This window comes from Chryseobacterium sp. HNCC26DJ239 (assembly GCF_057180445.1).
In genome coordinates, this window is sequence record NZ_JBXUGJ010000004.1 from 440,958 (window position 1) to 462,561 (window position 21,604).

Here is a 21,604-nt window from a genome sequence, read left to right on the forward strand (position 1 = left end):
ATTTACGACTAATAATTAGTAAATAAAAATTGGCGTTTTTATTTTTAACTATTTTTATCATTGATAGTTTTAACTTTGTTGTCAGATAACTATCAAAACAATAAATTAACGGGAATGAAAAAAATTTTCTTTGTAATGACCTGCCTCTTTGTACAGAATATGAGCGCTCAGGTCAACAGGTTTGTTTATCAGGTTACCATGAAACCTAATGCAGAAAATAAAACAGAAGTTAAAACTGAAAATGCTTACCTAGATATTACGAAGGATAAGTCTCAGTTTTATTCGGAAAATAGAATCAAAAGAGATTCTGTAATGCAGGCGATGTTCCAAAGTGGTGGAGCAAGAGGGTTTAATAGAGAGCAGATGGAAAGCCTTCAGTCTAATATTGATTATTCAATTGAAAAAGATAAAGCGACACAAAAAGTTGTCTTCAAAAATCGTATCGGTAGAGACACCTATACTTATGAGGAAGAAAGACCAATAAACTGGAAAATGCTTTCCGAAACCACTAAAATAGGAGAATATAAAGTACAAAAAGCAGAAACAGATTTCGCAGGTAGAAAATGGACGGCTTGGTTTACTACAGATCTTCCTTATCAAGATGGACCGTATAAATTTTCTGGGCTTCCAGGTTTAATTGTTAAAATTGAAGACGATAAAGCAGAATATTCTTTCGATTTAATGAAAAACTATAAAATTGCCGAACTTCCGGATCTTACCAATCGTTTCGGAAACGCAATGAAAGTAAAACGTAGCGATTATGTAAAGCAAGAAGAGAAATTCAAGAAAGATCCTGTTGCTTTTGTTACTCAACAGAGAAGTAGTGGTGACGGTGGCGGCGGAATGAGAATGGCTCCACCACCACCGAGTGGAGGTGGAGGTCAGAATGGCGACTTCAGAAAAAGAATGGAAGAACGTATGAAAGAGCAAGTGAAGAAAAACAGCAACCCAATTGAACTGAACTAATATATGAACCGAAGTGAAAAGCTTCGGTTTTTTTGTGCTTCTTTTTATGTTTTTCATCATAAAAAGAAGGTTTTTTCATTACATTTACAAAATATTCACAGGTGAGAGTTTTTATTCTGTTGTTTTTAATGGTTTCGCAGTTTTCTTTTGCTCAGCAAGCAGAAGAATTTAGGAATGTGAAAAACTATTATAATAAATATAGAGCGATGCTTAATAAAGAGTTTCAGAAGAAATTTGAAGCTGAGAAAAACGACATTAATAAAAACGCGATAAGAAATGATTTTGTATTCTTTATGAAGAAGATGGATAGCGTGGAAAATGTAGCGCTCATCGCAGCTCTTCTTAAGACAAAGAATATTGAAGATTTAAAAAAAATAAATAAAGCACAAATTATAATTCAGAATAAAGAAGAAAGCTTAAAAGCAAATGACAAAGAAGTAGATTATCCAGGCGGAATTAATGCTTTGCGACAGGAAGTCGCCAATCTTTTTTACACAGAAGGTATTTATACAGAAGTAAAAGACATAAAAACGCAGGTTATTTTTATCGTAGAACGAGATGGAACCATTTCCAACGTAAAAGCTGAAGGAGATAACTTCACTTTTAACCGACAGGCAGAGATTGCTTTGTACTCTATTGGTGGAAAATTTACACCTGCCGTTATAGACGGAAGTCCTGTGAGAAGTCGTTTTAGGCTGCCTCTGAGTTTTAAATTGGAGTAAATGAAAAAATAATTTTGCCGTTTCATCAGAATGATTATTTTTACGAAAAATTGATTTCATGAAAAAAATTATTTCAGCTTTACTTATTGTAATTGCCTTGTTTAATTTGAACGCTCAGGAGTTGAACTCTAATCAGGAAAGCGGTTCAGAAAGAAAAAATGACGTTACTTTAGATCCTTTTCTACTTATTGCCATTCCAATGCTTAACGTTTCTTACGAAAGACTTATTGATAAAAAAATGGGGGTAGGTGTAAATGCAATGATTGTTTTGGATGATAATGAAAGTGATTACTTTACACAGTTTTCTCCTTACTTCAGATATTATTTGGGAAAAAAATATGCTTCAGGATTTTTCTTTGAAGGGTTTATACCAGTAACGATGCAGAGAGAGTGGCCTTACGCGTGGGTGTATAATGAATCTACCAATATGTACTACACGGTTGATAGTGGAGAAAAAACGTTTACAACTGTAGGTTTTGGTTTTGGAGTTGGAGGTAAATGGGTAATTAAAAACCGACTGGTTATTGAAGCAAGTGGAGGTATCGCTAGAAGATTCGGTAATTTTGATCGAAATGATTTTAGCCCAGTTACAGGAAAAATCATGGGCGGAATTGGGTATAGATTCTAAAGGTTCTAAAAAAATATATTGAAAAGCTTAGTTTTGCACTAAGCTTTTTTTTATTGAGGTAGTATTTCAGGAGAATGTTTATTTTTGTGTAAAACTAACTACATGAAAACATTTATTACCGCTTTTTTATTGTTTTTTGCGCTGTTTAATGGTAATGCGCAAGAAGTTAATTCAGAAATACAGCTTTTAACTGAAAGAAAGAATGATATTATTTTAGATCCACTACTTTTAATTGCGGTTCCCATGATTAATATTTCTTATGAACGAATTCTAAAGCAAAATATGGGAGTTGGAATAAATGCAATGATTGATTTAAGTGGGGAAACAGACGAAATAGCTCAAATTTCTCCATATTTTAGGTATTATCTGGGAAAAAAATATGCTTCAGGATTTTTCCTCCAAGGTTTTGCTCCAATTACCGTAAGTGAATTTAGTGCTGGTTTAGGATTGGGTTTTGGTGGGAAATGGGTTCTCAAGAAAAGATTGGTTTTAGAGGTGAGTGGAGGAGTAGCTAGAAGGGTTTTTAATGATCCTGGTTTTGATGAAGTTACAGGAGTATTTATGACTGGAATTGGCTATAGATTCTAAAAGTTCTAAAAAAATATATTGAAAAGCTTAGTTTTGCACTAAGCTTTTATTTTTTATGTTTACCGACGAATATTTTATGAAAATGGCTTTACAGGAAGCCGAAATCGCTTTAGAAAAAGATGAGGTTCCGATTGGTTGTGTGGTGGTTTCAAATAACCGCATCATTGCAAGAGCTCACAACCTTACCGAAGCTTTAAACGATGTTACAGCTCACGCCGAAATGCAGGCAATTACTTCCGCTGCAAACTTTCTTGGCGGGAAATACTTGAAAGATTGTACACTTTACGTTACTTTAGAGCCTTGTGTAATGTGTTGCGGAGCGTTAAGTTGGGCTCAGATTTCTAAAGTGGTGATTGGCGCAAGAGATGAGCAGCGAGGTTTCATCAATAAAAACCTGTCGCTTCATCCAAAAACTGAAATCGTTGTCGGGATTATGGAAAATGAATGTTCTTCTATTGTAAAAGAGTTTTTTAAATCTAAAAGATAGACTGAGATTAAGGTTAATGCTGAAAAGTTCTCTGAACTTAGCCTTAACCTTAACCTCAATCTAAATATCTTTCCCTAAAAAATACAATCCTTTTAAAGTATGCAATCGGTCTGCAAGATGAATTTTCTCCGTTAATGGCTTGTAAACATGCGAAACTCCGCCAGTTGCAATTACGAAACAATCGTCGTTTACCTCATCATTAATGCGGTCTACAAAACCTTCTACCATTCCTAAAAAACCATAAACCATCCCACTTTGCATACATGTAACAGTGTCTAAGCCGAGAACAGACTTGGGTTTTACCAGTTCTATTTCCGGAAGTTGTGCGGTTTGATGGATTAAAGAATTAAGCGCCGTTACAATTCCCGGAGCAATAATCACTCCTAAACACTCGCCGTTTTCGGCTACACAACTTGCGGTAAGAGCGGTGCCAAAATCGAGAACAATTTTTTTCTTTCCTGGGTAAAGATTGTGTGCTGCAACCAAATTGGCGTAGATGTCGGTTCCCATCTGTTTAGATTTAGCCTGAACTCCAGAAGGGGTTGTTCGGTCTACCATTACCGGAGCAATCCCGTGAATTTTTCTTATAGCAGACGTTATTTCTCTGGTTAATTGAGGAACAACAGAGCCTACAATTATTTTGGAAATATCTTTTGGGTTGATTTTATAAGTTTGATACAGTATTAACATTTGACCATGCAATTCGTCTGCTGTACGGTAAGGTTTTGTATTGATTACCCACGAAATATCGCAGTTGTCGCCATTAAATAGTCCGAATCTGATGTTGCTGTTTCCAACATTAATCACGATAGAATTCATGCCTTTATATTTTCTTCAGTATATTTCTTTACACTGAAATTTATTTTTCGGGCTAAAATTAAGGAATTCGTTGCTTTTAAAGAGCAGAATGTTAATTATTTTGAATGGAAGGGGAATGATTTATTCCATGTTTTTGCTTTGGTTTATCAATCAAAAAACCCAAAGAATTGCTCTTTGGGTTTTTTATTTAATCTTTTATTTGTTTGAAGTATCATAAATCTACTTCACTTCAACAAAATTATCTGCCGGATTTACATCTGCCATTCTTTGGCTAAAATCAATTCCTAAAACCGATAATTGAGACTTGCTGTAAGGTACCGTAATACTGTATTCTTTCTGTGTCCAAGGCCAATAAGGCATCGTTTTGAAATCTCCGTACGCATCTTTCGTTTTCCAAGTATGCGTCATATTCATTGGGATTTGGTATGTGATGATTTTTTTATCAGTCGTCATTACAGAAAAATCAATAGGCATCGGGATTTGACTGTTGTTTACCAAAGTAATTGTGGTAGATTTTGAGTCGTATTTTACGTCTTTAATGGCGTAATCGATGGTTTTGGTAGTATTAATCCAATAATGTTGAAACCACTTCAAATCCATCCCAGAAACTTTTTGTGCAATATGTAAGAAATCTCTGTCTGTAGGATGTTTCAAATTCCATTGTTCGAAATATTCTTTCATGATTTTTGCTAAATTTTCTTCACCTACGATGTAGCCCAATTGTACCAAATACAATTCTCCTTTTACGTAACTCGCGAAAGAATAAGCCGTTCCGTTGTCATGGTGGTCACCTAGCCAAATTGCAGGTTCCTCAATGCCTCTTTTTACAATGTTTCTGTAAGCATCAATTTTAGAAACAAAAGGATTTGGAGTATTTTCTTTTGGTGGGAAAAGTTCATTCATTACCACACTTTCTGCGTAGCTTGTGAAACCTTCGTCCATCCAAGGTCTTAAAGGCTCGTTGGTTGCCAATATTTGCTGATACCAAGAGTGAGAACCTTCGTGTACCATTAATCCCATTAAATCTTCAATGCTTTCTGCTTCACCTAAAATCATCGTGCACATTCCGTATTCCATTCCGCCATCGCCACCTTGGATGAAAGCGTATGAAGGATAAGTGTATTTACCAAAACGATTATTCATGATTTGGTAGTATTTTGTGATGTAAGGTTTTGCTTCGCTCCAGACTTTAGTTTTATCATTTTTTTGATAGACTAAAAACACTTTCGGACCTTGCGGAACATCGAAACTTTCCACAGAATAATCTTTATCTGCAGCCCAAGCAAAATCGAGCATATTCTTCGCTGTCCATTTCCAGGTTGCTTTGTTTTTATCGACTTTAATTTTTGCAGAGGCATCATAACCTTTCACTTCTGAAGGGTTTTGAAGAATTCCTCCCGCTCCAACAACATAATCTTTATTGATTTTAATTGTTACATCAAAATCAGAAAAAGGAGCATGGAACTCTCTTCCAACATAGTCGAAAGTTGCCCATCCATCGTAATCGTATTCTGCAATTTTAGGGTACCATTGCGTCATCGTCATATCAACACCTTCACGGTTGTTTCTTCCACTTCTTCTGATTTGTTGAGGGATTACAGCATCCCATTCCATGGTGAAAGTGGTTTTTGAATTGGGTTTGATGGGTTCTGAAAGGTAAACCTTCATCACTGTTTCCTGGATTTCAAATTTTACGTCTTTTCCGTTTTGCTTAATCCAGTGAATATTTTGTGCGCCTTCTTCGTTTTTAGGAATCGAAGCCAATCTCGAAACGCCGTTTTTTTGCAATCTCGAATCTCCGTTTTTCCCTTGTCCGGCAACTCTTTGGTCCATCATCGAGTTGGGTTTAAAGGCGTTCCAATACAGGTGAAAATACACCACATCGAGCTGGTCTGGCGAATTGTTGGTGTAATTTAAAGTTTGAGAACCTTCGTAAGTGAATTTTTCTGCGTTTACATCAATATCCATTTTATATTGTGCAAACTGTTGATAGTAGGCGTTTTGCTGAGCCTGAAACTGCGCCAAAATAAACGCAAAAATGAGGACAAGCGGTTTTTTCATTGATAAAATTTATTTTTCTAAAGGTAAGTAATTTTAATTTTATTGCCATGAATACACGAATATTAGGTGGGTTTTTGTGAATTCGTGGCGGTTTTATATGAAAATTCTGCGCAAATCTTTAGAAAATAAAAATCCTTCAGGTTTAAAACCTAAAGGATTATATTATTAGTAATTATTCAAATTTATTTCTTAGTAGAAACTTCTTTCTTTACGCTATTCAAAATCTTTTCTAAAATTCTTAGCGTGATAAGGTAGGTTGGTTTTACCCCTGTTAATCCTAAACCTCCTGAAGAAAGGGTAGAGCCGGTTTCTAGAGGATTATCTGAAGCGTAATACGCGTACATCACAAATAAATCTGGCGAAATGTGGTGTCTGATTTTTGAAGCTACCTGAATTGCTTTTTGGTAATGTGCTCCTTCCATTTCCAGCCCAATTGCTTTCCAAGACGTGTTCATAAAATACGAAAGAATATCTCTGTTTTGAAGCGAAGTTCCCAAAACGGTAATCATTGGTCCTTCGAAAGCTTTAAGCTCGTCGTCTACAAAATCATCAAGTTTTAAAGCGTTTTCAAACGGATAATTATCTGCTGTTCCTTCAAAAATATGAGAAGTCGGAATCATAATGTCGCCTTTTCCTCCGGCTAAAATCCCTGCTTTACCCATGATGGAAACAGATTTTACTTTCATCATATACACTTCGCCTTTTTGTTCGAAAGGTCTTAGTAACTCGTCCATTACTTCGAAAGCCTGTTCTCCGAAAGCGTAATCGAAAACCAAAACTACATCGTCTCCATTGAATTTTGTATCGCTGAAAGGGGTGTTTTTTAAATCAACTTTAGAAAGGTCAATAATTTGAACATCGATATTACTTCCTGTGTTGTCATCAATATAAATAAGCCCCTGCTCTAAAGAATATTTTAAAACTTTATCTCTGAGTTCTTTTTTGTTTGAGATTTCTTCATACAAAGAATAATCAACCTCTTTCGATTGTTTTTTCTTAAGTGCATCGTTGGCGTAGAGCATGTTTTTCACCGAATGCATATTTGCCGAAATAATATGAAGCGGTCTCATGTGAAGATTGTTTTCAAATAAAACATCTTTCACTTTATTGGCCCATTTTTCGCCGAAATAATGATGCCCCACTCTTTCTCTTAAGATGGCAGAAAAATGAATTTCTCTTTCGCGGCTTTGTTTTGCGTCTTCAAGACTTACTTTTCCTAAATGATAAATAATTTTGAATAATCTATCCGGGTTTTGGTCGTCGCCAAACGTGTTGTAAGCATTTAAGGTTTCGTCGAAAGTTCTTCCTATTAAAGAAGAAAGATGTATTAAGGCAACTTCTTTTTCTTTTCTGCTGAATTTTTTCTCGCCTTTTACAACCTCTTCAATAATTTTGAACGCACGTGTCGGTTTCCAGTTTTCATCCTGAATGAAAGCTAGGTTACGAATTTTGTCTGCTTCAATAAATAAAAAGGTAAGGTGGGTAAGAATATCATAGATTTCGGAACGACCTAGAAGAACCTCGATGTTCATTTGGTGCTCATCGATTCTGTAGCAGTTTCTTCTTCTCTTTTTGGGAACTATAGGTTCGAAGCTACCTTTATCAAACCCTTCATCTGAAGTAAGGTGGATGAAAGCACATTCTTCAATTCCTTCCGGAAGTCTGTCTAAAACATACATTAAACCATTGAGTTCTAATTTACTTGGAACGTTCATGGTTCCGTAAATCTCTGGGTTAATGGTTTTTAACAAACTTCTGATACTCTCTCCTGAAACTCCACCGGGTTTAAAAAAACCTCTGTAAAAGAGGTGTCTCATAGAAATATACAATCTTTCAATTGCTTCCGTGGTTTCTCTTGCTCTGGAATTTGTCATAAATTTAATTTCACGCAAATATACGAAATCCTCCGTCAACTATATTTTAAGTATTATTTAATAAATAGCTTATAATGAATGTTTTTGAAGTTTTTTTCTTAATTTTAGATAATTAAATCTTCGAAATAAGAAGTTTTTTTATTCTCACCAAATATCCTCAATTTCTTTTGTGGATGATTTCCTATTGTGAAAAACTATCCTGTTGAAAAAAAATAACTATATTTTTCATAAGTACCCCTAAAATTTTAGGGTAAAAATATTTTGGTTTTATTTTTTTTGTAAATTTGCCCCATCAAAAATTCAACCTAATATGTCAACTTTAAGATTTAAAGCGTTAGAAACTTTACCATTCAAGGACTTTAGAAGAGATAATTCTGTAGAAGTTCCTGTGAAATTGTCAGAATTATTCTGTCAAAATGTTTTCTCAGAAGAAACAATGAGAGAATATTTAACTAAAGAAGCGTTCCAGTCTATTATGGATGCGGTGAAAAAAGGAAGCAAAATCCAAAGACACATCGCAGACCAAGTTGCAGTTGCAATGAAAGATTGGGCAATGAGCAAAGGTGTTACGCACTACACTCACTGGTTTCAACCTTTAACAGGGAGCACGGCTGAAAAGCACGATTCATTCTTTACTCCAATTGAAGGAGGTAGAGCGATTGAAAGATTCAGCGGGAATTTATTGATTCAGCAAGAGCCAGATGCATCTTCTTTCCCGAATGGTGGGATTAGAAACACTTTCGAAGCGAGAGGTTATACAGCTTGGGATCCTACATCTCCGGCATTTATTATGGGAACTACATTGTGTATTCCTTCAATTTTCATCTCTTATACTGGGGAAACTTTAGATTATAAAGCACCTCTTTTAAGAGCGTTGAACGCGGTAGACGAAGCTGCAACAAATGTAATGCAGTATTTCGACAAAAACGTAACAAAAGTAACTCCTACTTTAGGTTGGGAGCAAGAATATTTCTTGGTAGATTCAGCGTTATACCAATCTCGTCCAGACCTTGTATTAACAGGGAAAACTTTGCTTGGACACTCTCCTGCAAAAGGACAGCAGTTAGACGACCACTATTTCGGTTCTATTCCTACAAGAGTAATGAACTTCATGAAAGAGTTGGAAATCGAATGTATGAAATTGGGTATTCCTGTTACAACAAGACACAACGAGGTGGCGCCAAACCAGTTTGAGCTAGCTCCAATGTTTGAAGAGGTGAACGTTGCGGTAGATCACAACTCTTTGTTGATGGACGTAATGGCAAGAATCGCTCACAGACACCATTTCCACATTTTGTTCCACGAAAAACCATTCGCAGGAGTAAACGGAAGTGGAAAACACAACAACTGGTCTTTAGCTACAGATACAGGTGAAAACCTTTTAAGCCCAGGAAAAAATCCTAAGAAAAACTTACAGTTCCTTACTTTCTTCGTAAACACAATTAAGGCAGTTCACGAATATGCAGACCTTTTAAGAGCAAGTATTGCTTCTGCAAGTAACGACCACAGATTGGGTGCAAACGAAGCTCCACCGGCGATTATTTCTGTATTCATCGGAAGCCAGTTGTTCAGAGTTTTGGAAGAGCTTGAAAAAGTAACAGAAGGGAAACTTTCTCCAGACGAAAAAACAGACCTTAAATTAAATGTTGTAGGAAAAATTCCTGAAATTTTGTTGGATAATACCGATAGAAACAGAACTTCTCCTTTCGCATTTACAGGAAATAAATTTGAAATCAGAGCGGTAGGTTCAGCGGCAAACTGTGCAGAATCTATGACGGTAATGAACACAATTGCTGCAAAACAATTGATGGATTTCAAAAAAGAAGTTGATGCTTTAATTGAAACTGGTCTTAAGAAAGATGAGGCAATCTTCAACGTATTGAGAGAATACATTAAGCAGTGTAAAAACATCATGTTTGAAGGTGATGGTTATTCTGATGACTGGGCAAAAGAAGCTGAAAAGAGAGGTCTGAATAACTTGAAGACTACTCCAGAAGCTTTAAAACAAGAAATGGATGCAAAATTCTTAGCTCTTTACGAAGAAATGGGAATCTTCACTCATAGAGAAGTTGAAGCAAGAAACGAAATCAAATTAGAAAAATACTCAACAGTAATCGATATTGAAGCAAGAGTTTTAGGTGATATCGCTAGAAACCACATTATTCCTTCAGCTTTAAATTATCAAAACAGATTAATTGAGAACGTAAAAGGTCTTAAAGAAATTTTCGGAGATAAAGAATTTAAATCTTTAGCTAAAGAGCAAATGAGCTTAATTACAAGCATTTCTGAAAACGTATCTAAAATTAAGCTAGGTGTTGAAGATTTGATTAGAGCTAGAGAAGCTGCAAAAGCAAATTCAGACAGTCAAAAACAAGCAGAAGAGTACTGTAACAAAGTGAAGCCTTTGTTTGATGTAATTAGAGAAGCTTCTGACGACTTAGAAATGATGGTTGATGATGAGCTTTGGCCAATGACGAAATACAGAGAAATGTTATTTACAAAGTAACATTTGTAAAGTTCCATATTAGTGAAAATTCCCTGCCGAAAGGCGGGGAATTTGTTTTTTATATTATCTTAGAATAATGATGAGGTTTGAATTTTAGACAAAAGAAAACCCTTTCAACATTTTAAACTTTGAAAGGGTTGTTTTATAAAATATGATGATTTCGAAATTAAGAGAGCATTCTTTGTGCTTTTTTTACACCTTCTACCAACGCATCAATTTCTTCAAAAGTATTATAAACGGCAAAACTTGCTCGTACGGTTCCTGCGATATTAAAGAACTCCATAATTGGTTGTGTACAGTGGTGTCCTGTTCTCACAGCAATGCCCAATTTGTCGAGAATCATCCCAACATCTGAAGAAATACCAATTCCTTCAAGATTGAACGAAACAACGCCTGTTCTGTGCGCTTTTTCGCCGTAAATTTTAATTCCTTCCAGTTCTAGTAAATGTTTTTGAGCATAATCTAACAAAGCATTTTCATGATTTTGAATATTTTGCTGTCCTACTTTTTCAATGAAATCAATAGCGGCTCCTAAAGCAATATTTCCACCAACATTAGGAGTTCCGGCTTCGTATTTAAAAGGCAAACCAGCGTAAGTTGTTGCATCGAAAGAACAAGTTGCAATCATTTCACCACCACCATGAAACGGGGGAAGTTCTTCCAAAATGTGCTGTTTTCCGTACAAAATTCCCGTTCCCATCGGTGCATACATTTTGTGTCCTGAAAAAACAAAGAAATCGCAGTCTAATTTTTGAACATCAATTGTAAAGTGAGGGGCAGATTGTGCGCCATCAATTACGATATATGCATCAGAATTGGCTCTTGTTTTAGCGATAATTTCTTCGATAGGATTTACAACTCCTAAGGCGTTTGATACTTGGTTTACAGAAACAACTTTCGTTTTTTCGCTTAAAAACTGGTCTAAATAATCAAGTTGAAGAATACCGTTTTCGTCGATGGGGATTACTCTAAGTTTAGCTCCGGTTCTTTCGCAAAGCATTTGCCACGGAACTATATTCGAGTGATGTTCGAGGTAAGAAATAATGATTTCGTCGTCTTTTTTTAACTTCGGAGTTAAAATGTAAGAGATGAGGTTTAGTCCTTCCGTTGTTCCTTTGGTGAAAATTACTTCAAAATCTTCTTTAGCATTGATGAATTTCTGAACTTTTCTTCTCGCAAGTTCCATTTCTTCGGTTGCCAATTGGCTTAAAGTATGGATTCCTCGGTGTACGTTGGCGTTAATTTCTGTATAATATTGATTCCAGATTTGTAGTACAGAATCTGGTTTTTGAGAGGTTGCCGCATTGTCTAGGTAAACCAATGGTTTTCCGTTTACTGTTTCGTTTAATATAGAAAACTGACTTCTTATTTCTTGAATGTCAAACATTGTTTTTGAATTTTTGGGTGTTCTAAATTAGAATGGTTCAAATTTACGTCTTTTTTTACATCTGACTTCAGCGATAACTTGTGAAAAATTTCATAAAAAACAATGAAAGTGGTGTTTGAGGCATAAAAAAACCTGCCATAAATATGACAGGTTTGTATTTTTGAGATAAGAAATTCTTATTCTGCTGCTGGAGCCTCTGCTGCTGGAGCTTCGCCTTCTGCTGCTACTTCTTCTTCATCTTCATCGTCATCTTGTGCACCTGCACCTGCTTTCATAGCATTTCTAGACATCTTAACTGCTACAACAACTGCGTTGTCTGGGTGCATGAAAGAGTATCCTTCAGTTTTGATAGCACCGATGTAAAGTTTGTTACCAATTCTTAATGGAGTAACATCTACAACGATTTCGTCTGGCAAGTTTGCAGGAATCGCTTTTACTTTCAATTTTCTGAAAGATTGACGAAGAACACCACCTGCAACAACACCTTTAGAACGACCTGTAATTCTTACAGGAACCTCCATGATAACTGGCTTATCGTCAGATAACTGATAAAAGTCGATGTGAAGAATTTTGTCTGTAATCGGGTGGAATTGGATGTCCTGAAGAACAGCTGGAATTGTTTGACCGTCAACTTCAATAGATACCGTGTGTGCTTCAGGAGTATATACTAAACCTTTGAAAGCTTTCTCTTCAGCAGAGAAGTTCAATGGTTCTGCACCTCCGTAAACAACACAAGGAACTAATTCAGCATCACGTAAAGCTTTTGTAGACTTTTTGCCCACGCTTTCTCTTTTTGTACCTTGAATTGTAATAGATTTCATTATGAATGAATTTTATAAAAATTAGGGTGCAAAGATATGATTTATTTTAGAAATTAAAAAATGAAATTATCAGCAGTTTAGAATTTTATGAAAAATCTGCGGCAGTACTTGTCATTAAAAGAAATTCGAAAGAGATGGTTTTTAAAAAAGAAGAAAATACTGACTCTAATGCTTTCAAGATAATCGCTCTCTCAGTTTATTTTTGCTTTTTTTTGGCCTTGAAAATAAAAAATCTTTCTTTTTCTTTTTTAAACCAACAAAATTTAGAAAAAATTGTAATGTTTAAAGTAAGAAAAAGAAAGACTGTATTTTAAGTAGGCGATTTGCTTAGATAATAAATTTGCTGCTAATAGATTGGTGCTCATGAACCATCTTCATTACGTCTGCAAATAATGGTGCACAAGATAATACTTTAATTTTTGAAGATAAATCTGTTTTCACAGGGATTGAATCTGTTACAATAACCTCCAATAATTGAGATTTTTCGATGTTTTCATAAGCTTTTCCTGAAAGAACACCATGTGTAGCCATTGCTCTTACAGATTTTGCTCCTTTTTCCATCAAAATATCTGCTGCTTTGCAAAGAGTTCCAGCTGTATCAATCATATCATCGATAAGAATAACATTTTTGCCAACAACATCACCAATTAGGAACATCTCTTCTACAACGTTTGCCTTTTTTCTCTCTTTGTAAGCGATTACAACGTCTGCGCCTAAATGACCTGCGTAGTTTTTCGCTCTTTTTGCTCCTCCCATATCTGGAGATGCAATCGTAAGATTTTCAAGGTTTAGAGATTGTACGTATTCTACGAAAATAGAAGAAGCGTACAAATGATCTACAGGAATTTCAAAGAATCCTTGGATTTGATCTGCGTGAAGATCCATAGTCATGATTCTTGTTGCTCCGGCTGCAGTTAAAAGGTTTGCTACCAATTTTGCACCAATAGGTGCTCTTGGCTTGTCTTTTCTGTCTTGTCTTGCAAGCCCGAAGTAAGGAAGTACTACTGTAATATTTTTAGCTGAAGCTCTTTTTGCGGCATCAATCATTAAAAGTAATTCTAATAGATTGTCTGCTGGTGGAAATGTAGAGCCAATTAAAAATACTCTTCCTCCTCTTACCGATTCGTCTAAAACAGGTTCAAATTCACCATCGCTAAATTCTTGAATAACGATTTTTCCTAATTCTTGCCCATAATGAAGAGCAATTTTTTCTGCAAGATCCTTACTCGTTCTTGTTGAAAACAGATAACTTAACTGATCGGCCATTTTTACATTTTTATAGATTTTGCAAAAGTAAAAAAAAACCACAAGAAAATCTCTTGTGGCTTTATAAAGTTTTTAATTTGCTGGTTTTAAGGGAATTTTACACCAGAATATTTACTTGGATCAACCTGTGGTAAAGTAGAATTATACTTTAGATTGATTGCTTTAATAAATTCGTTTGCAACAACAGCATATCCTCTTCCGGTAAGATGCACACCATCTAAAGAGAATGTTCCTCCGGTGATGAATTTAGCATTGTATTTTACACCATCCCAAATAATACCTGAAGCACCGTTAAGTTCCACCATTTTAGCATTTGCGTCAACAAAAGCTAAGCCGTATGTTCCTGCCAGTGTTTTAATTGAAGCATTGTAAGCGTCCGTTGCAGTTTTTACGTTGGCAGCCTCAATTTTTGTTAAAATATGTTGGTTCTGAAGCGGATAAGAAATTCCATATACATTTACAGATGCAGGAGCGCCTGTAACAGTGGTTCCAATTACTGATCTTGTAGATAAAAGAATATAATCGTCTGCAGTTGTTTGTCTTGCTTGTCCGTAAATCTGCCCAAAAGCTGTTGCAGTTGCAAGTCCTAATGAAGGGGTAAGAGCCGCCGTAAGCTGAGCCGAAAGATCTGTTAGAGAAGCATCTTTTATCAATACAGGGTTTGAAGCTGTTGATGAAAGTAAATTGATTCTGCCTCCTGCTCCAAAAGCATTTAGAGCCTGTTTAAGTGGTCCATAAAGACTTGTGTTCAAAGCGGTAATGTTTGATCCTAAAGCTGCAGGAGTAAGCGGATTGTAAGGAACAGTTGTAAAGAAAGGAATTGAAGTTACGTAAGGAATATTTGCAATTACCCCTTTTGTTGCTCCTTTTGCCTTTAATTTTTCTAAAACAGATTGAATTGATGCTGCTACAACGGTTGGGCTAGAAATATCATTAGAACCATACGTTGCAGGATTTGTATTTGTTGCTTGGTTTACACCCGAGCCACCAGTTGTTGCGTAGCTTAAAACATCGTTATTTCCTATCCATAAAGAGAAGAATGTTGGGTTTCTGTTTGCAGCATCGTCTGCAACAGTAGAAGTTGTGCTAGATGAGAATCTTACATAATAAGGATTCGCAGTCCCTGCAAGAATTCCCGCCGCATTTCCATAGCCAGGAGTGATTAAGTGGAAAGATTTAGCTCCAGGAACTCCAAAGTTATTCAAATTCCCCGTAACTTTTGTTGTAACGCTGGTTGTAGGTGTTGCTGCAACAGTTTCAATAACAGGCGAACCGTTTACAAACGATTTAATATAAAGCTTTGTCGCTAAAATTTGAGTAGTTCCCAAAACCATTCCGCCATTATTGTCTGCCATTAAAGGCTGAAGGAAGTCTCCTCCTCCTGCAAGTTTCATTTGTGCGGCAATCATGCTTGGATATGATTCGTTTTGCCCATCGATATATAAAGCACCATCTCTGTAGCCCGATGTAAGTGAGTTTCCTAAGGCTACGTATGTCGAGAAATTTGCTTCACCGCTAGAAACAACAACGTCGTTCACGTCTGTGTCAAAATCTGTTTCGCAGCTTGTTGTAAAGAACAATGCGGAAACAGCAAGAGTAGATATTATTATTTTTTTCATGTGATAATCAAATTAAAAAGGGTTGTATGATACTCCTAATCCACCATAGAAAGCTTTTGCTTTTGCTTGGCCATAAAAGCCAAGATAGCTGTTGTTTACACTTCTGCTTTGTGGGAAAGCATAACCTCCTGCCACGTCTACCCCAAATTTATTAAGCTTAAAGCCTAAACCTCCGGTTAAAACAAATGTGTTGAATGAAGGTGTTTCTGGGATAAAGTTGTCGTCCGTATAAGGAGATTCGTCATAATAACCTCCAAGTCTTCCGTAGATTGCGTTAGTGAAGGCGTATTGAGTTCCTAATCTGAATGTTTTAGTATTTCTAAAGTTTTTAGGAGAGACTAAAATAGTATTGTCGGTCTGGTTTCCAACGGGAGCTTTAGCGAAATCAAGAGTTAATTTGCTGTATCTTTCCCAACCGTGATAGTTGAAATCTGCTGAAATTAACCATTTTGGAGTTACCTTATAAGTCATACCGATCGTATATTCTTCAACCAAAGGTAGAGTTGCATTGAAGTTGTCTATACCGTCTGTACCTAAACCAAGTAGTCCGTAAACAGATTGTGATGGGAAAGAGAATGTTGCAGTAGCATCTTTCGCTTTCATATCAACGGGTGAGCGGTAAGCAACACTTGCTTCAAAGTTTTTATCTGGTTTGAAGTAAAAACCAAATCCAAAGCCTTGTCCTGTTGCATCTTCACTTTTAAGATTTACTTGTCCACCAAATTGTGTTACAGCTTTATCCCAATTTACAATCCCGGTTGCGTAGATATAACTTGCACCAAAGGCCAACCAATCTGCCATTTTCACAGAAACCATCGGTTGGAAATAGAAGCTCTTAAGTTCTAATTTTTGTACGATCTCTTTGCCTTCCCAATCGTAAGGATACTGAATTGTGCTACCAAAAGGAGTAGAAAAACTGAAACCTATCGATAGTTTGTCGATTGGTTTGTAAGCAATCGCAGCATAGATAGGAGTTCCGGTAGGGTTGTCGGTAGAAGTGCTTTGTAAAGTGTTTAAATTTTGAAATGTAATTTTGTTACTTGCAGCAAAGCCTCCTGCAACAATACTTAGTTTTGACGGAATGAAAGACATTCCTGCAGGGTTAAAGAATGCAACACTCGCATCTTCTGTGTGTGCACTTGTATGTGCCATGGCCAATTGTTTCACCCCTTGCAGAGAAACTCTAAAGCCTCCTGCGTATGAGAGAACGCCCGCCAGTAAAGCAGTTGATACTAATATTTTTTTCATAGGGCATATTATATTATTAAGCCAAATATAGAGTTATTTTACAAACGTTTGTTAATAAATTGCCAAAATTTAAACAATAAGGCTAAAGAAAATTATGTTTAAAATAACAGTTTGAAATCTTTATTGATAAGTGATTAGCTACAAGTATTTTAACATGGAGAAATAAAAATATGGTCAAAAGCGTTTAAACTTAAACAATTCAGTAAGATAATAATTGCTATTTTTGGAATTGCGTAAAAATAAAAATCGATAAATTTGCAAATTAAAATTATATAAAATATGAGTTGTGGATGCAAAACATCCGGCGATTCTACCCACTCTTGCGGACCGAAAAAAACCGCGAGTGGCTGCGAAAATGTAAATACCTGTGGTAATAGTTATAAATTAAGTGTTTTTGACTGGCTATCTAACATTCAAAACCCCGCATCAGAGAGGTGCGACTTTGTAGAAGTTAGATTTAAAAATGAAAGGAAAGCGTTTTTTAAAAACGTAAATAACCTTCCCTTGCATATAGGTAGCGTAGTAACAGTAGAATCAAGTCCCGGACATGATGTAGGTGTAGTAAGTCTCACCGGAGAACTGGTAAAGATTCAAATGAAGAAGAAGAAAGCTTCTGAGGAAGTTGCTCTTAAAATATACAGACAAGCCAACCAAAAGGATCTTGAAGTATGGCAAGAAGCCAGAAATAAAGAAGAAACTGTAAAAGTAGAAGCTAGGAAAATCTCTCACAAACTTGGCTTGGAGATGAAAATTACCGACGTAGAATACCAAGGTGATGCTTCTAAGGTTACTTTTTATTACACAGCAGACAGCCGTGTAGATTTTAGACAGCTCATTAAGGAATATGCAGCTGCTTTCCGCACCAAAATCGATATGAAACAAATCGGCTTCCGCCAGGAAGCTGCAAAAGTTGGAGGTATTGGATCGTGCGGAAGAGAATTGTGCTGTTCGACTTGGCTTACAGATTTTAGGTCTGTAAATACTAATGTCGCTCGTTATCAGCAGCTTAGTATCAATCCTCAGAAATTGGCAGGACAATGTGGCAAACTTAAATGTTGCTTGAATTATGAATTGGATAGTTACCTTGATGCTTTAAGTCATTTTCCATCTTCTTCAACAACTTTAGATACAGAAAAAGGAAAAGCTTTTTGTATTAAGATTGACGTCTTCAAGAAAAAAATGTGGTTTGCCTATGTAGATAATTCGATGGCTTGGTACGATTTCGATATCGATTTGGTGAAAAAACTGATTGGTAAAAATAAAAGAGGTGAAAAAATTGAACCTCTTGAAGATCTAAAACAGCCAGATTTTGCGACAACTACGGTGGATTTAATTCAGGAAAATAATGTAGATCGTTTCGAAAAGAAAAACCGAAACAACAGAAATCGCAATCAGAATAAAAACAACAACAACAACAACAACAACAACAACAACGGGCAGCGCAATAAAAATCGTTCTGAAAGACCTGAAGGAGAAAAAAATACCGAGAGAAACCAAGAAAGAAACTCAGGGAAAAATAATCCTCAAAACAAGAATCAAAACCAGCAACGACCTCAGAAAAACCAACAGCCAAAAGCTCCAATAGAAAAGGTTGAGAAAACCGAAGCTTCTACAAACTCTGAGAAACCGAAACCGCAAAATCCGAACAAAAAGAATTTTAAAAAGAAGTTTCCTCCCAAAAAAGACAACAACAATAATGCGTAATTTTTTAGGATTATTAATTTTTGCCCTATTCATAAGCTGCAATTCTTCTTCTGAAGAGGTGATTATGAATTCTGTAAACGGAAAATGGAACAGAAAAACCACTCAGAAATACAATCTGAATGTTTCTGATAACCAGAATCCTAAAAATATTATATTTGTTGTAAGAAATAATAACGATTATCCTTACAGCAATATTAGATTTATTGTAGATTTTAAGGATCTTCAGACTAAAAAAACTGAAACTGATACCTTGAATTACATTCTCGCAAAGCCTAATGGAGAGTGGTTAGGAACAGGTTTTGGTGATACAAAGGAGACTTTGTTCTTGTATAAAGTAAATTATAGATTTCCTAAAAACGGGAAATACGAAATCAGCGTAAAACAGGCAATGCGAAATGATAATTTGGCTGGCGTTGAAGATCTTGGTGTAAAAGTAGAAACGGCAAAACCGTAAACATACATGGAAGAAAATAAAAATAATAACGGAAGCAAAGGGAAAACATTTCCGCTTCCGCCTAAAAAAAAGAAAGATACAGGCTGGAAAAGATGGGTGAAATTCATCTGGATTGGTTTCTTGGCTGTGGTTTTAGGAATTGCAGGTTTATTTTTCGCAGTTTCCCAAGGTTTCTTGGGCGAAATGCCGGATGTAAAAGAGCTTGAAAACCCTGATATTTTTGTGGCTTCAGAGATTATTTCTTCGGATGGAGTTACTTTAGGAAAATTCGAAAAAGAGAAAACTCAGCCGATTACGTATCAAGAGTTGCCTCCTTACCTTATCTATGCGCTTCAAGCGAAAGAAGACGAGCGTTTTTCTGAGCACTCAGGAATCGATTTACAGTCTGTAGCAAGGGCCGTAGTTTATGGAGGTAAAAGAGGTGGTGGTTCTACCATTACGCAACAGTTGGCGAAGCTGTTGTTTACAGGAAACGCCTCTCAGAATAAGTTTCAGAGAGGTTTTCAGAAATTAAAGGAATGGGTGGTTGCTGTAAGTCTTGAAAAAAGATATACGAAGCAGGAGATTATCGAACTGTATTTCAATAAGTTTGATTTCCTTTTTAATGCGAATGGTGTGGAAATGGCTTCAAGGATTTATTTTAACAAAAAAACTTCTGAACTTACACTTCCTGAAGCTGCAACTTTTGTTGCAATGCTAGAAAATCCTCGAAAAAATAACCCGTACAGACATCCTGAGAAAGCGAAGGAAAGAAGAAATGTGGTTCTTGAGCAAATGGTGAAAACCGGATATATTGATGATGCAACTTACCAAAAAGCAATAGCTGCACCGGTTGTAGTAGATTACCATCCAATAAAAGATGTTACAGAAGGATATTCAGCATACTTTAAGTTTTATCTTAAAAAAGAAATTGATAAATATCTTGATGATTACGAAAAGGAAACAGGAAAAAGACTTAATCTTTACAAAGACGGGTTAAAAATTTATGTTACCCTAGATTCTAAAATGCAAAAATATGCAGAGGAATCAATTAAAGAACATCTTACAGATCTTCAAAAAAGATTTGATGCAGAGCAGAATAGAAGAAAAAACAGACCGTTCTATTATCTAAATGATCAGCAGGTAAATGATGTAATGATGCAGGCGGTGAGAAGAACCGGAAGATATAAATTGATGAAGGCAGATAATATGCCAGAAGATTCTATCATGATGGAGTTCCACAAGCCAATCAAAATGTCAAGATTTACTTGGAATGGTGAAGAAGAAGTAGAAATGTCTCCTTGGGATTCTATCAGATGGCACAAGCAGGTTGCTCAAGCAGGTTTAATGTCTATGGTTCCAGGAACAGGTGAGATTAAAGCTTGGGTTGGAGGGATTGATTGGCAACACTTCCAATATGACCACATTAAACAGGGGAAAAGACAGGTAGGGTCTACCTTCAAACCTTTTGTATATGCTACTGCTATTATGAAATTGGGTATGACGCCTTGCTCTACCGTTTCAAATGCAACGTTTGTAAAAGGAAGCTATCGAGTTCCTGGAAGAGGAGGAATGCTTACTTTGAAAAATGCATTAGCGCACTCTCAAAACCCTGTAGCGCTCCGTCTTGCAGATATGGTAGGTACACAAAGTGTTATTCAAACAGCAAGAGATTTAGGAGTTACTGAAGATATCTCTACAAGTTTGCCGATGGCTTTAGGTTCTTCCGATATTACGATTTACGAAATGGTTGGTGCTTACAGTACTTTTGCTAACTATGGAAACTACAATAAGCCAGAGATGATCTGGAGGATTGAAGATGCCAACAATAGAGTAATTAAAGAAATTAATGCAGAGCCAAAAGAAGTAATGAACCCTAATTATGCATACACAATGATTGAATTGATGAAAGGGGTTGCAGAATTTGGTACAGCAAGCGGAGAATTAGGAAGAAAAGGTATTTCTAAAGCGGTAGAAATCGCTGGTAAAACCGGAACAACACAGAATAACTCGGATGGTTGGTTTATGGGAATTGTTCCTAAATTAGCAACCGGAGCATGGGTTGGCTGGGAAGACAGAGCTACTCACTTCTTAGGAACAGGGGAAGGACAAGGAGCTAAAATGGCGCTACCAATTTGGGCAATATTTATGAAGAAAGTTTGGGCAGATAAATCATTGAAAATTTCGCCAGACGATAAATTTGTAAAACCTTCAGAATGGAAAGATGGCTGTAGCAATCTTAAAGGATTAAGCACTGGTTATGGTGATGAAGGAGGTTTGCAGACAATAGATGAAATTAAAAATCCTAAACCGGTAGAAAATAACCCAAAATCACCGGGTAAAAAAGAAGAAAACATCAATGAGAATTTAAATAATTCTGAAGAAATAGACTTCAATAAATAAAAATATTCAACTATAACGATAGAGGCCTTCCATTTCGGAAGGTCTTTTTTTATCAACTTTTTAGTTAATTTT

17 protein-coding genes are annotated in these 21,604 nt (G+C 36.0%); 9 read left to right on the forward strand and 8 right to left on the reverse strand.

Annotated features, from left to right (window positions below; all coding sequences use genetic code 11):
• Positions 1 to 114: 114 nt before the first annotated feature.
• The 5 genes from AC2A1D_RS11215 (at position 115) to AC2A1D_RS11235 (ending at position 3,391) form a co-directional block, all read left to right on the forward strand.
• Positions 115 to 966: a GLPGLI family protein gene (locus tag AC2A1D_RS11215; RefSeq protein WP_484043727.1), complete on the forward strand. Its 852-nt coding sequence runs from the start codon at positions 115 to 117 to the stop codon at positions 964 to 966.
• Between the two features lie 101 nt (positions 967 to 1,067).
• On the forward strand, positions 1,068 to 1,688 hold the full coding sequence (locus AC2A1D_RS11220; protein WP_484043728.1) for an energy transducer TonB: 621 nt from the start codon (positions 1,068 to 1,070) through the stop codon (positions 1,686 to 1,688).
• A 58-nt stretch (positions 1,689 to 1,746) separates the two neighbouring features.
• Positions 1,747 to 2,316, forward strand: a complete 570-nt coding sequence (locus AC2A1D_RS11225) for a hypothetical protein (protein ID WP_484043729.1) — start codon at positions 1,747 to 1,749, stop codon at positions 2,314 to 2,316.
• A gap of 102 nt (positions 2,317 to 2,418) precedes the next feature.
• The gene (locus AC2A1D_RS11230; RefSeq protein ID WP_484043730.1) at positions 2,419 to 2,904 is read left to right on the forward strand and encodes a hypothetical protein; all 486 of its coding nucleotides are present in this window, start codon (positions 2,419 to 2,421) and stop codon (positions 2,902 to 2,904) included.
• A 55-nt stretch (positions 2,905 to 2,959) separates the two neighbouring features.
• Positions 2,960 to 3,391 carry a nucleoside deaminase gene (locus AC2A1D_RS11235; RefSeq protein ID WP_484043731.1) on the forward strand — a complete coding sequence of 144 codons (432 nt, stop codon included), beginning with the start codon at positions 2,960 to 2,962 and terminating at the stop codon, positions 3,389 to 3,391.
• A 60-nt stretch (positions 3,392 to 3,451) separates the two neighbouring features.
• Here the strand turns inward: AC2A1D_RS11235 and AC2A1D_RS11240 are convergent, their stop codons facing one another.
• The 3 genes from AC2A1D_RS11240 to AC2A1D_RS11250 form a co-directional block, all read right to left on the reverse strand.
• Complete coding sequence (locus AC2A1D_RS11240) at positions 3,452 to 4,210, reverse strand: type III pantothenate kinase (RefSeq protein WP_484043732.1); 759 nt, start codon at positions 4,208 to 4,210, stop codon at positions 3,452 to 3,454.
• A 219-nt stretch (positions 4,211 to 4,429) separates the two neighbouring features.
• Positions 4,430 to 6,271: a M1 family metallopeptidase gene (locus AC2A1D_RS11245; protein WP_484043733.1), complete on the reverse strand. Its 1,842-nt coding sequence runs from the start codon at positions 6,269 to 6,271 to the stop codon at positions 4,430 to 4,432.
• Between the two features lie 182 nt (positions 6,272 to 6,453).
• Positions 6,454 to 8,145: a DUF6909 family protein gene (locus tag AC2A1D_RS11250; RefSeq protein WP_484043734.1), complete on the reverse strand. Its 1,692-nt coding sequence runs from the start codon at positions 8,143 to 8,145 to the stop codon at positions 6,454 to 6,456.
• 310 nt (positions 8,146 to 8,455) lie between these two features.
• Between AC2A1D_RS11250 and AC2A1D_RS11255 the strand changes: the two genes are divergently transcribed.
• On the forward strand, positions 8,456 to 10,651 hold the full coding sequence (locus AC2A1D_RS11255) for a glutamine synthetase III family protein (protein WP_484043735.1): 2,196 nt from the start codon (positions 8,456 to 8,458) through the stop codon (positions 10,649 to 10,651).
• 166 nt (positions 10,652 to 10,817) lie between these two features.
• Here AC2A1D_RS11255 and AC2A1D_RS11260 read toward each other — a convergent pair whose 3' ends face one another.
• The 5 genes from AC2A1D_RS11260 to AC2A1D_RS11280 form a co-directional block, all read right to left on the reverse strand.
• Positions 10,818 to 12,038: an aminotransferase class V-fold PLP-dependent enzyme gene (locus AC2A1D_RS11260; protein ID WP_484043736.1), complete on the reverse strand. Its 1,221-nt coding sequence runs from the start codon at positions 12,036 to 12,038 to the stop codon at positions 10,818 to 10,820.
• A 176-nt stretch (positions 12,039 to 12,214) separates the two neighbouring features.
• Positions 12,215 to 12,859, reverse strand: a complete 645-nt coding sequence (locus AC2A1D_RS11265; protein ID WP_484043737.1) for a 50S ribosomal protein L25/general stress protein Ctc — start codon at positions 12,857 to 12,859, stop codon at positions 12,215 to 12,217.
• 327 nt (positions 12,860 to 13,186) lie between these two features.
• Entirely contained in the window at positions 13,187 to 14,125 is a 939-nt protein-coding gene (locus AC2A1D_RS11270; protein ID WP_484043738.1) for a ribose-phosphate pyrophosphokinase, read from the reverse strand.
• 86 nt (positions 14,126 to 14,211) lie between these two features.
• Positions 14,212 to 15,744, reverse strand: coding sequence for a G-D-S-L family lipolytic protein (locus AC2A1D_RS11275; protein ID WP_484043739.1), 1,533 nt, complete (start codon positions 15,742 to 15,744; stop codon positions 14,212 to 14,214).
• Between the two features lie 12 nt (positions 15,745 to 15,756).
• On the reverse strand, positions 15,757 to 16,992 hold the full coding sequence (locus AC2A1D_RS11280) for an OmpP1/FadL family transporter (RefSeq protein ID WP_484043740.1): 1,236 nt from the start codon (positions 16,990 to 16,992) through the stop codon (positions 15,757 to 15,759).
• Between the two features lie 279 nt (positions 16,993 to 17,271).
• Between AC2A1D_RS11280 and AC2A1D_RS11285 the strand changes: the two genes are divergently transcribed.
• The 3 genes from AC2A1D_RS11285 to AC2A1D_RS11295 are packed head-to-tail and all read left to right on the forward strand — an operon-like array spanning position 17,272 to position 21,532.
• Entirely contained in the window at positions 17,272 to 18,696 is a 1,425-nt protein-coding gene (locus tag AC2A1D_RS11285; protein WP_484043741.1) for a PSP1 domain-containing protein, read from the forward strand.
• A complete protein-coding gene (locus AC2A1D_RS11290) occupies positions 18,689 to 19,150 on the forward strand; it encodes a gliding motility lipoprotein GldH (RefSeq protein ID WP_484043742.1) in 462 nt (153 codons plus the stop codon). Before AC2A1D_RS11285 ends, AC2A1D_RS11290 begins: the two co-directional genes overlap by 8 nt.
• Positions 19,151 to 19,156: 6 nt before the next feature.
• On the forward strand, positions 19,157 to 21,532 hold the full coding sequence (locus AC2A1D_RS11295; protein WP_484043743.1) for a penicillin-binding protein 1A: 2,376 nt from the start codon (positions 19,157 to 19,159) through the stop codon (positions 21,530 to 21,532).
• Positions 21,533 to 21,604 lie beyond the last annotated feature (72 nt).

Excerpts from the sequence above, each read along its gene's own strand:
- AC2A1D_RS11260 (WP_484043736.1), bottom strand. The coding sequence starts at position 12,038 with ATGTTTGACATTCAAGAAATAAGAAGTCAGTTTTCTATATTAAACGAA.
- AC2A1D_RS11225 (WP_484043729.1), top strand. The coding sequence starts at position 1,747 with ATGAAAAAAATTATTTCAGCTTTACTTATTGTAATTGCCTTGTTTAAT.
- AC2A1D_RS11265 (WP_484043737.1), bottom strand. The coding sequence starts at position 12,859 with ATGAAATCTATTACAATTCAAGGTACAAAAAGAGAAAGCGTGGGCAAA.
- AC2A1D_RS11285 (WP_484043741.1), top strand. The coding sequence starts at position 17,272 with ATGAGTTGTGGATGCAAAACATCCGGCGATTCTACCCACTCTTGCGGA.
- AC2A1D_RS11255 (WP_484043735.1), top strand. The coding sequence starts at position 8,456 with ATGTCAACTTTAAGATTTAAAGCGTTAGAAACTTTACCATTCAAGGAC.
- AC2A1D_RS11235 (WP_484043731.1), top strand. The coding sequence starts at position 2,960 with ATGTTTACCGACGAATATTTTATGAAAATGGCTTTACAGGAAGCCGAA.
- AC2A1D_RS11280 (WP_484043740.1), bottom strand. The coding sequence starts at position 16,992 with ATGAAAAAAATATTAGTATCAACTGCTTTACTGGCGGGCGTTCTCTCA.
- AC2A1D_RS11290 (WP_484043742.1), top strand. The coding sequence starts at position 18,689 with ATGCGTAATTTTTTAGGATTATTAATTTTTGCCCTATTCATAAGCTGC.
- AC2A1D_RS11270 (WP_484043738.1), bottom strand. The coding sequence starts at position 14,125 with ATGGCCGATCAGTTAAGTTATCTGTTTTCAACAAGAACGAGTAAGGAT.
- AC2A1D_RS11240 (WP_484043732.1), bottom strand. The coding sequence starts at position 4,210 with ATGAATTCTATCGTGATTAATGTTGGAAACAGCAACATCAGATTCGGA.
- AC2A1D_RS11230 (WP_484043730.1), top strand. The coding sequence starts at position 2,419 with ATGAAAACATTTATTACCGCTTTTTTATTGTTTTTTGCGCTGTTTAAT.
- AC2A1D_RS11250 (WP_484043734.1), bottom strand. The coding sequence starts at position 8,145 with ATGACAAATTCCAGAGCAAGAGAAACCACGGAAGCAATTGAAAGATTG.
- AC2A1D_RS11215 (WP_484043727.1), top strand. The coding sequence starts at position 115 with ATGAAAAAAATTTTCTTTGTAATGACCTGCCTCTTTGTACAGAATATG.
- AC2A1D_RS11295 (WP_484043743.1), top strand. The coding sequence starts at position 19,157 with ATGGAAGAAAATAAAAATAATAACGGAAGCAAAGGGAAAACATTTCCG.
- AC2A1D_RS11245 (WP_484043733.1), bottom strand. The coding sequence starts at position 6,271 with ATGAAAAAACCGCTTGTCCTCATTTTTGCGTTTATTTTGGCGCAGTTT.
- AC2A1D_RS11275 (WP_484043739.1), bottom strand. The coding sequence starts at position 15,744 with ATGAAAAAAATAATAATATCTACTCTTGCTGTTTCCGCATTGTTCTTT.